Below are 3829 nucleotides of genomic sequence, written 5' to 3' on the forward strand. Positions count from 1 at the left end.
CAGGCCGCCGCACTCGCTGATGTGCTTCTTCACGCTTGCCGCCGATCTCGGCCGGCCATGTGCAGTCGAAAGCCCGAGCGATCTGATCGATCCCGATACCGGCGAGACCGTCTTCGAAATGCTGCGTGAGATCGCGGCACTCCTCGATCCCGAGTGCCTGACGATGGATCCGATTGCGGTGTTCGAAAAGATGGCCGAGGCCGGCTCGCGCATCGCCTGCGCGCCGCTGATCTATGGCTACGTGCCCTATGCCACTGCAGGCTTCCGGCCGAACCGGCTCTTCTTTTGCGACATGCCGACTGTGGGCGGCAACGGCCCGGTCGGCTCCGCGCTCGGCGGCACCGGCATCGCCGTCTCCGCCTTTTCCGCTGCCGGCGAGGAAGCGATCGACTTCGCCTACTGGATCGCCAGCGGCGACGTGCAGCGCGGCCTCTATGCCGCCGCCGGCGGCCAGCCCGGCCATGCCGCCGCCTGGGAGGACGAAGCCGTGAATGTCGCGACGGGCGACTTCTACCGCGGCACGCGGGCGACGCTGGAAGGCGCCTGGGTGCGCCCGCGCCACGACGGCTACATGGCGTTTCAGCAGGCGGCGTCCGATCGCCTCAATGAGGGTCTTGCCGGCCGGCAGGACGCCCCCCGCGTCGTCGCCGACATCAATCGCCTGTTCCGGCAGAGCTTCGCGGCGCCCCGCTAATACAGTCGGGCATCGGCCTTGCGGCTCACAGCCGCCAGAGCTTCTTCGCGTTGCCGGAGAGCAGTTTCGCGCGCTCGGTTTCGCTCGCCCCGGCAAGGAGCGCGTGCGTCGCCGCTACCCAGCCGAGCAGCCCGCCACCGAGCGTGCAGACCGGCCAGTCGCTGCCCCACACGACGCGATCCCAGCCGAAGCTGCCGATCGTGTGCTCGACATAAGGCCGCAGGGTCTCGACGGTCCAGCTCGCCGGATCGGCATAGGCGACGACGCCGGAGATCTTGCCGACGACATTGGGGCGCCGGGCGATCTCGGCGATCTGCTCGCGCCAGGGATGCTCGGCCTTGCCCTGGATGTCGGGCACGCCGCAATGATCGAGAACGAATTGCACGTCAGGCGCCAGATCGACCAGCGCGATCGCTTGGCTCATCTGTCGCGGCAGGACGCAAAGATCGAAGGTCAGCCCGCTGCCGGCGATGCGCCCGACGTTCTCGCGGAACAGGGCGCCCTCGGAGACGTCGTCGGGCACGACATGCAGCACGCGGCGGAATCCTTTGACAAATGGATCGGCCTTCACCTTGTCCAGCCAGGCGGCGAAGCCAGGTTCTTCCGGCCGGCACGACACGATCGCGCCCCGCACCAGGCTGCCCGGCTTCTTCGACAGTCCTTCGACAAGGGCTGTCTCAGCCGCGATATCTGCCGGGTGGACGTCGACCTCCATATGGAGCGCCAATTCTATGCCCGCGCGGCGCGCCTCGGTGGCGTATTCGTCGTGGGAAAAATCGCGGTCGAGGGCCGGCACGCCGGACAGCCAGGGATAGCGTAGCGCCGCCCTGTCGATGAGATGCAGGTGGGTATCGACGATCATGGCTTCCTCCCTTGTCGCGCTATCCACGTGGCCCGAATTGCGCAGCGGCTTTTGCGCAAACGACATGCTTCAGACATGGACTCGATCATCTCACCTGAGAATTCGCCATTCAAATAAGAATTATTCCTTTGACCTGACATCCGACCCGGCGAGTTGCGACAGGCGGGCCGCTGCTGCCTGGAGCAGCGTGATGGTCCTGGTGATATCGGGCGCTGCCGGCGCGTTGACCAGAGTGATATAGGGTATGGTGAGCGCGGCGATGCCGTGCCCGTCGGAACCGAGCACCGGCGCCGACAGATTGTAGACGCCGGCCGTCTGCAACGAAGCCATCATCTCGTAGCCACGATCGCGCACCTGGTCGAGGCGGGCGAAGAAGTCGGGCGACAACTTCATCTCCTCGTTGCTGCGCAAATGCTCGGCGATCATCATCTCGCGCTCTTCCGGCGAGCGGAAGGCCAGCAGCACATGTCCCGAGCCGGTGTCGAACAGGCTGATATGCGAGCCGACGCGGATTGAGATGCCCCAGTATCGCGGCGCTTCCTGCTGGGCAATGACCACGGCGCTGCCGCGGTCGAACACGACGAGCTGGTTTGCCTGCCAGGAGGTCTCGGCCAGCTCGCGCATGATCGAGGTGGCGTAGGAGACCAGCCTGCGCACCGGTGCATGCAGCTGGCCAAGCCCGAAGAGCTTCAGAGTCAGCGAATAGCGGTCGCCGTCTGGCCGGGTGACGTAGCCGCGTTTCACCAGACGGTCGAGCATCCGGTAAAATTCGTTCGGGCTGCGGTCGAGCCGCTTGGCGATCTCGGCCTGGGTCAGGCCGCCATCGACGCTGGCGAGCAGTTCCAGAATGTCCAGCCCTTTGTCCAGTGCCGGCGCGCGATAGCGGTCTTCCTCGTCGTCCTGCACCCGATGCCCTCTGGTGAATTCTGATCTTCATATACGCAAGACAGCCTTCATAGGGAAGAAGTTTCGACTTGACGACTTATGAATAATTTGTTTGCATATGAATGAAGCATGGAGCTTCAGCCACGACGGCCTGCGGCCGTTCCAGGGAGGATATTCATGAACAGACTGCTTTCCGGCGTCGCCGCCGGCGCATTGCTCATGGCATCGGGTGCGGTCTTTGCGGCCGACCTGCCGGGCAAGTTCACCGGCGTCACGATCGACGCCAAGCTGATCGGCGGCCAGCAATACGAAAAACTCTACGCGCGCATCGGCGAGTGGGAGAAAGCGACTGGCGCCAAGGTCAACGTCGTATCCAAGAAGAACCACTTCGATCTCGACAAGGAGATCAAGTCGGACATCGCCTCCAACTCGATCACCTGGTGCGTCGGCTCCAACCACACCTCGTTCGCGCCGCAATATCCGGGCATCTACACCGACCTCGCCAAGCTGCTGCCGAAGGAGGAGATCGACGCTTTCGTCCCGGCCAACATCGCCGCCGGCACGCTCGACGGCAAGCTGGTGATGCTGCCGCGCGCGCAGTTCGACGTCTCGGCGCTCTACTACCAGAAGAGCCTCTACCAGGACGAAGCCAAGAAGAAGGCCTACAAGGAGAAATACGGCGAGGAGCTCGCCCCGCCGGACACCTTCGACGAGATGGCCCAGCAGGCGGAATTCTTCGCCAGCCCGCCCGACTTCTACGGCACGCAATATGCCGGCAAGGAAGAGGCGATCAACGGCCGCTTTTACGAGATGCTGATCGCCGACGGCGGCGAATATCTCGACAAGGACGGCAAGCCTGCCTTCAACTCCGAGGCCGGCGTCAAGGCACTCGACTGGTTCGTCAAGCTCTACAAGGCCAAGGCTGTGCCCGCCGGCACGACCAACTATTTGTGGGATGATCTCGGCCAGGGGTTCGCGTCCGGCACGGTGGCGCTCAATCTCGACTGGCCGGGCTGGGCCGGCTTCTTCAACGACCCGAAGTCGTCCAAGGTCGCCGGCAATGTCGGCGTCAAGGTGCAGCCGAAAGGCTTGTCCGGCAAGCGCTCGGGCTGGTCCGGCGCGCATGGCTTCTCGGTGACCGAAAACTGCGCCAACAAGGAGGCCGCCGCCTCGCTCGTCTGGTGGCTGACCAACGAGGACAGTCAGAAGCTGGAAGCCGCGGCCGGCCCGCTGCCCACCCGCACCAAGGTGTGGGAATGGGACCTCGAGCAGGCCAAGTCCGATCCTTACAAAACCGAAGTGCTGCAGGCATTCCAGGAAGCCGCCAAGAACGCCTTCCCGGTGCCGCAGACGCCGGAATGGATCGAGATCTCCAACGCGGTCTATCC

3 protein-coding genes and 1 pseudogene are annotated in these 3829 nt (G+C 64.3%); 2 read left to right on the forward strand and 2 right to left on the reverse strand.

Annotated features, from left to right (window positions below; genetic code table 11):
* Positions 1-694 (forward strand): annotated as a pseudogene (locus tag EOA75_RS30170) (carbohydrate ABC transporter substrate-binding protein); the annotation flags it as partial.
* A gap of 25 nt (positions 695-719) precedes the next feature.
* Here EOA75_RS30170 and EOA75_RS30175 read toward each other — a convergent pair.
* Complete coding sequence (locus tag EOA75_RS30175) at positions 720-1556, reverse strand: amidohydrolase (RefSeq protein ID WP_127217259.1); 837 nt, start codon at positions 1554-1556, stop codon at positions 720-722.
* A 120-nt stretch (positions 1557-1676) separates the two neighbouring features.
* Positions 1677-2462 (reverse strand): IclR family transcriptional regulator, encoded by a 786-nt coding sequence (locus tag EOA75_RS30180; RefSeq protein WP_095781194.1) that lies wholly within the window; start codon positions 2460-2462, stop codon positions 1677-1679.
* A gap of 156 nt (positions 2463-2618) precedes the next feature.
* Here EOA75_RS30180 and EOA75_RS30185 point away from each other — a divergent pair.
* Positions 2619-3829 (forward strand): extracellular solute-binding protein (locus tag EOA75_RS30185; RefSeq protein WP_127325858.1); only part of this gene is annotated, 1211 nt, incomplete at its 3' end.

It is taken from the genome of Mesorhizobium sp. M1A.F.Ca.IN.022.07.1.1 (genome assembly GCF_003997575.1).
GTDB lineage: Bacteria > Pseudomonadota > Alphaproteobacteria > Rhizobiales > Rhizobiaceae > Mesorhizobium.